The sequence below is a fragment of the Acidovorax sp. IB03 genome, assembly GCF_016406015.1.
In the GTDB taxonomy this organism is placed as follows: domain Bacteria; phylum Pseudomonadota; class Gammaproteobacteria; order Burkholderiales; family Burkholderiaceae_C; genus Acidovorax; species Acidovorax temperans.
Genome location: NZ_JAEFCH010000069.1, coordinates 1 through 5,918, shown reverse-complemented (window position 1 = coordinate 5,918; position 5,918 = coordinate 1). Strand labels below are relative to the sequence as shown.

Annotated in this window: 4 protein-coding genes and 3 pseudogenes; 4 read left to right on the top strand and 3 right to left on the bottom strand. The window is 64.0% G+C overall.

The window, feature by feature from the left end; translation table 11 throughout:
* Together IHV84_RS19920 and IHV84_RS20570 are read right to left on the bottom strand one after the other, a co-directional pair.
* On the bottom strand, nt 1-310 hold a 310-nt coding region (locus IHV84_RS19920), incomplete at its 3' end, for a transposase zinc-binding domain-containing protein (RefSeq protein WP_198848132.1).
* A gap of 108 nt (nt 311-418) precedes the next feature.
* Nucleotides 419-625: pseudogene (locus IHV84_RS20570) on the bottom strand (dihydrolipoyl dehydrogenase); the annotation flags it as partial.
* Between IHV84_RS20570 and IHV84_RS19915 the strand changes: the two are divergent.
* A pseudogene (locus IHV84_RS19915) lies at nt 582-1,658 on the top strand (acetyl-CoA C-acyltransferase); the annotation flags it as partial. The pseudogenes IHV84_RS20570 and IHV84_RS19915 overlap by 44 nt on opposite strands.
* A 142-nt stretch (nt 1,659-1,800) precedes the next feature.
* Nucleotides 1,801-2,658 carry an alpha/beta fold hydrolase gene (locus IHV84_RS19910; protein ID WP_054258057.1) on the top strand — a complete coding sequence of 286 codons (858 nt, stop codon included), beginning with the start codon at nt 1,801-1,803 and terminating at the stop codon, nt 2,656-2,658.
* Here IHV84_RS19910 and IHV84_RS19905 read toward each other — a convergent pair whose 3' ends face one another.
* Entirely contained in the window at nt 2,659-4,341 is a 1,683-nt protein-coding gene (locus IHV84_RS19905) for an FAD-binding oxidoreductase (protein WP_054258058.1), read from the bottom strand. It lies immediately after the preceding gene.
* Nucleotides 4,342-4,476: 135 nt separating this feature from the next.
* Here IHV84_RS19905 and IHV84_RS19900 point away from each other — a divergent pair, with 135 nt between their 5' ends.
* Both IHV84_RS19900 and IHV84_RS19895 read left to right on the top strand, forming a co-directional pair.
* The gene (locus IHV84_RS19900) at nt 4,477-5,502 is read left to right on the top strand and encodes an AraC family transcriptional regulator (RefSeq protein WP_074930496.1); all 1,026 of its coding nucleotides are present in this window, start codon (nt 4,477-4,479) and stop codon (nt 5,500-5,502) included.
* A 139-nt stretch (nt 5,503-5,641) separates the two neighbouring features.
* Nucleotides 5,642-5,918, top strand: a pseudogene (locus IHV84_RS19895) (hypothetical protein); the annotation flags it as partial.

The window sequence follows — 5,918 nt, the reverse complement described above, 5'->3', positions numbered from 1 at the left end:
CCACCATGCGCCGGGTGGTGCACGAGGGGCAGACTCCCCGGCCTTTGCAGGAGAAGGCTACAAAGTAGTCGTGCCCACAGTCGCCGCAGCGAGCGCGGGCAAAGCCATGGGCAAAGATGCCGCACTCAAGATACTTGGCAAACGCTTTGCGCACGAAGGGCTTGGGGGTGTGGTGGTCGCCCTGGCCGTCGAACTGACCCGCGCTGGCCAACTCTAGCCAGGTCTCGTAGTGCTCGGCTACCGTTTGGTAGAGCAGCGTGCGTTCGGGGTGGCGTGGGTTGTAGAGCTTGGGCTTGGAAGTGGCTGACATGAATACTGTACAAATGCACAGTATTCTGCGGCGATTGTTTGGGTACGCAAAGCACAAGGCCCGAACCGTCGCCAGTTCGGGCCTTGGCAGGGTAGCTTGGCTGCGGACTTACTTGCGCGCAGGCGGCACATCCGTGCAGCTGCCATGCGCCACTTCCGCCGCCATGCCAATGGATTCGCCAAGGGTTGGATGCGGGTGGATGGTCTTGCCGATGTCGACAGCGTCCGCACCCATCTCGATGGCCAGGGCGATCTCGCCAATCATGTCGCCTGCGTGGGTGCCCACCATGCCGCCGCCCAGGATCTGCGCGATGCCCGAAGGCGAACAAGGCATGAACGTGGCCAAGGTCGCCGCGCTGCTGTCTGGCCTGCCCAAGACCGTGGCCGGTGCCACCGTGAACCGCTTCTGCGCGGCTGGTATCACTGCCGTGTCGATCGCTGCTGACCGCATCCGTGTGGGCGAAGCCGAAGTCATGATCGCCGGTGGCGTGGAATCGATGTCCATGGTTCCCATGGGCGGCTCCAAGCCTTCGTTCAACCCTGCTGTGGTGAACCTCGACGAAAACGTCGGCATCGCCTACGGCATGGGCATGACCGCCGAGAAGGTGGCCGAACAGTGGAAGGTGACCCGCGAAGAGCAGGACGCTTTCGCCACTGAGTCGCACCGCCGCGCCATCGCTGCGCAGCAAGCTGGCTTCTTCGACGCTGAAACCACGCCGATCGACATCGAAGTGCGTACACCCAACCTGGAAACAGGCGAAGTGACGATCACCAAGAAGACCATCAGCCGTGACGAAGGCGCTCGTCCTGACACTTCGGTGGAGGGTCTGGCCAAGCTGCGTCCCGTGTTCGCTGCCAAGGGTTCGGTCACGGCCGGTAACTCGTCGCAGACGTCCGACGGCGCTGGCTGCCTGATCCTGGCTTCCAAGGAAGCTTGCGAGAAGTACGGTCTGAAGCCTCTGGCCAAGTTCGTGGCTTTCGCCGTCAAGGGCGTGCCACCCGAAATCATGGGTATCGGCCCGATCGAAGCCATCCCCAAGGCTTTGGAATACGCCGGCCTGAAGGCTTCGGACATGGACTGGGTTGAGCTGAACGAAGCGTTCGCTGCACAGTCTCTGGCTGTGCTGAAGGACCTGGACAGCAAGGGCCACGTGCTGGACCGCGCCAAGGTGAACCCGATGGGCGGCGCGATCGCCCTGGGCCACCCCCTGGGTGCGACCGGTGCCATCCGCGCTGCGACCGTGGTGCACGGTCTGCGTCGCACTGGCGGCAAGTACGGCATGGTGACGATGTGTATCGGTACCGGCCAAGGTGCTGCTGGCATCTTCGAGCGCGTCGACAGCCTGTGATGATGGCTTTCAGGCATGCTGTTGATCGGGCGCTTGTTGAGGTCTGATTGATGGCTGCTTGAACTGCAAGAGCCCGCAATGGAGAGATCCTTGCGGGCTTTTTTGTGGGTGATTTTTCTACCTTGCTTCTGTTGGAAGTTTCATGGAAGCCCTGCATATCCTTACCGACGATGGCCACATGCTGGCTGGTCGTTGTTTCAGACCACATGGTGGCGTCCATGTGCGCCGCGCCGTCATCATCGCCTGCGCACTGGGCGTGCCTCAGACCTTCTATGAACGCTACGCCAGCTGGCTGGTGCAGCACGGCTGCGTCGTCTATACCTTTGACTGGCGCGGCATGGCGCAGTCAGCGCCGCCAAGCCTGGTCGGCTACAAGGCCAGGCTGGTGGACTGGGCGCGTCACGATGCGCCTGCCGTGATGGAACTGGTGGCACAGCGCCACCCTGGTTTGCCCATCACCTGGTTCGGCCACAGCATGGGCGGCATCCTGTTCGGGATGATGCCGCAGCACCCGCGCATCGACCGTGTGGCCACGCTGGGCAGTGGCAGCGGCTATCGCGAGCATGTGGCGCGACCCCTGCGCTATGTGATGGGTGTTTTCTGGCATGTGATCGTGCCTTTGAGCGTGGCGCGGCATGGCTACTTTGCCGGCCGCCGCATCCGCACGGTGGACGATTTGCCTCGTGGCGTGGTGGCGCAATGGAAGCGCTGGTGCAGCCATCCGGACTTTGTCGTCAGCGAAGGCGAAGCCGTGCGGCAGGCTTATGCCAGCGTGAAGCTGCCCATCACGGCCGTGGTTTTCACGGATGACACGATGGCCAGTCCACGTGGCGTGAAGGCCATGCACAGCCACTACACCGGCACGCAGGTAGATCTCAAGGTCTTGCGGCCCGAGCAGCACGGTTTGCGCGCTGTCGGGCACTTCCAATTCTTCCATCCCAAGACCGGCTCAAAAGGATGGAGCATGAGCCTGCCCTGGTTGGGGCTGGCCTGCGCCTGATCAGGTTCTGCCCAATGCGCCGGTGATGCCGACCTGGCGATCCCGTGGATCGATCAGCACGCCCGGGTTGAGGATGCCTTGCGGGTCCACCGTGGCCTTGGCTGCTTGCAGCATCTGGCGGTAAAGGGGCGGTGTTTCCTGCTCATAACCTGGGCGATGGTCGCGCCCCACAGCGTGGTGGTGGGTGATGGTGCCGCCATGCTTGATCACGGCCTCGTTGGCGGCTTGCTTGATCTCGCGCCAGGCGGCCAGAGCGGATGCCACATCGCCCTGCGCACTGCCCAGCGCGGCGATGGTGAAGTAGGGCGCAGGGCCATCCGGGTAGATGTGCGTGAAGCGGCAGGATACAAAGGCCGGGTGACCGGTGGCTTGCTGCACGGCCTGGGCCACGTCTTTGCGCACACCTTTGTAGAAGGCCTCGAAGCGGTCCCAGGTGGTGGCGGTCTCGAAGGTGTCCATGATGAGACCATTGCCCACGGCAGGGTCACGCCAGTAGGGCATGCGCAGGAAGGCCTGTCGCCACGCGCCGGCTGTGCCGCTGCGGTGCTCTTCGCCTCCGTCATCGCGCATCGAGCGCTCAACCGATTCGGCGTCATAGCTGCCACCGTGATCGCGGACCACTTCCAGGGCTCTTCTCATCCATTCGTTCATCGGGTGATCGGCTGATTCGAAGCCCAGCACCATCACGGCGGCGCTGCCATCGCCCACGCCTGAGAACACGGTTTCCATCGGGTCCAGCAGGCGGCAGTTGCTCGGGTACAGGCCCGATTGCGCCAGGGCCCGTACGCATTGCACGCCTTGTTTGTAGTCGGTGAAGCGCACGGAGGCGTTGGCGCGGTAGCGAGGACGCTCCTGCAGGCGCATCCAGGCCTCGGTGACCACGCCCAGCGTACCCTCCGAGCCCAGCACCATCCGATCCTGCGATGGGCCCGCGCCCGATGCGGGCAGGCGGCGAGAGGCGCACACCCCTGATGGCGTGACCATGCGGGTGCTTTCGACCAGATCATCGATGTGGGTCATGAGCGTGGCGTAGTGGCCGCCTGCACGGGTCACGATCCAGCCGCCCAGGGTCGAGAACTCGAAGCTCTGCGGGTAGTGGCGCAAGGTGTAGCCATGCGGCTTGAGTTGCGCTTCCAGCTCCGGGCCCAGCGCGCCGGCCTGGATGCGGGCGGCGCGGCTGGTGGGGTCCACCTCCAGTACGCGGTTAAGGCGCTCCATGTCCAGCGACACGGCCGCTGCATAACTGCTGCCCACAGCGGCTTCCACGCCGCCGCACACGCTGGAGCCACCGCCATAAGGGATCACGGCCACGTTGTGGCGCGAGGCCCAATCCAGGATGTCGATCACGGCCTGCTCGTCATCGGGGTAGGCCACCCAGTCTGGTACATGGGGCACCTGGCGCAGCCACATGCGGGCCAGATCGGCGTAGCTCTTGCCCAAGGCGTGATTGAGCCGGTCCAGCGGGGTATCCGAGAACATGGCCGCCAGGGCTGCAGGAGGGGCGATGCGTGGCGCAGGCAGCGTGAAGTCACTGACCTGGGGCTCAGTGCGATCCGTGATCTGCCCACCCAGCATTTGCACCATCATCCCGATGCGGGCCGATTCTTCTTGCGTGAGGTGTTCGCAGGCGACACCCCAACCCCAGAAGCGGCGAAGCGGGCGGCGAGAGAGCGTGGCGTTCATCGGGAGGGTCCTTTCCTGGTCAGGCCTGATCTTGTTTTGTCTGCTCGGTGATGGCAACTGTAGGCAGGCGAGCGCCTTCTCGATAGTTAATCTGCGCCATCTTTTCGATAATTTGTGACAATGCGGACCACTGCCATGTCAGGCAGCGGAGTGCGTGTCGTGAATGGTTTGATGAGGGTGACGGGCGCCTGGACCGGCTTGCTGACGGATTGGCTGGATCGCGAGGGCTTGACGGCACCCAGGCTGCGTGCCCAATTGGCTCGCTTCGCGCCCGACGACGTGGTGCCCCTGCCGGCATGGCGTGAGGCCCTGGCTCAGGCTGCGGCATTACGGCCAGGGGTGCCGGCACTGGGCTTGCAGATCGGGGCCGGCGTGCAACCGCGTCACCTGGGCGTGTTGGGCTATCTGGTGGCGGCATCAGACAACCTGGGCGAGGCCATGCGCGTCTATCTGTCGTATGAGCGCCTGTTTTATGGCGCCAACCTCGCTCAGGTGAGTTGGCATGGAGACGAGGTTGACATCGCCTGGCCACCGGCCGAACAGGGGCCCATGTTCAACGAGGTGTCCATCGGGGCGCTGGTGACCTTCATGAGTCGGCAGGTAGACGATCCGCCCAGGCCTTTGCGGATCAGTTTTGTGCACGAGGCCGACTCGGAACTGCGTGCGCGCTACGAGGCCTTCTTCCAGTGCCCTGTGGTGTTTGGTGATACCCACACGCGAGTGCGGATCCCGGTGTCCTACATGCAGATCCCCATGCGGCACCCTGAGCCCGGTTTGCGTGCGCTGCTGGATGGGCAGGCTGAAGCCCTGTTGCGCGCCTTGCCCGAGCCGGGTGATTTTGACCAGGCCGTGCAGCGCCTGTTGTTGCGGGTGTTGCCGGAGGGTGGGGTGTCGGTGCACCGGCTGGCGAAGATGATGAACCAGTCGGAGCGAACTTTGCAGCGCCGACTGGGTGACCAAGGCCTGACCTGGCAGATGTTGCTGGATCGCACGCGAGAACAGCTTGCCAGGCAGTACCTGCGTGATCCGGCGCTGTCGGTCTGCGAAGTGGCCATGATGCTGGGCTACAGCGACCAGAGCGCCTTCACCAAGGCCTTCAAGCGCTGGACGGCCGATACGCCTCAGGCCTGGCGCATGCGCGGGGCACGCGGATCGGTGTAAGTCCTCCCCCTGATCGGGCTATGACGTTTGCACCGATGTGGCGCGTTAACCGAGTCGCCAGAATGTGGGGCAAATCAATTGGAAGAGACGCCCTGTTCTGCCTTGCCCAGGCGCTGGCGTGTCCACCCTGGAGACTGTCATGCCCCGCCAGATCGTGCACGGCGCCTTGAGCGTCCTGACCCTTGTTGTTGCCTCGTCGGCCTGGGCGGCGCCTGCGCCATGGGTGCCCAACACCACCGGCAACGTCGGCCCCGCACCCACCACCTTCAACAAGTGGGAGGCCATCGAGGCCCCGGCTGCATCCGGCGCCAGCTGCGGCAACGGTTCACCCTATCGCTTCTTCGTCAACCGCACCACCACGACGGATAGGAAATTCAACCGCATGAGGCCAAGTATGGCACGAGTTTTGGGCCTCG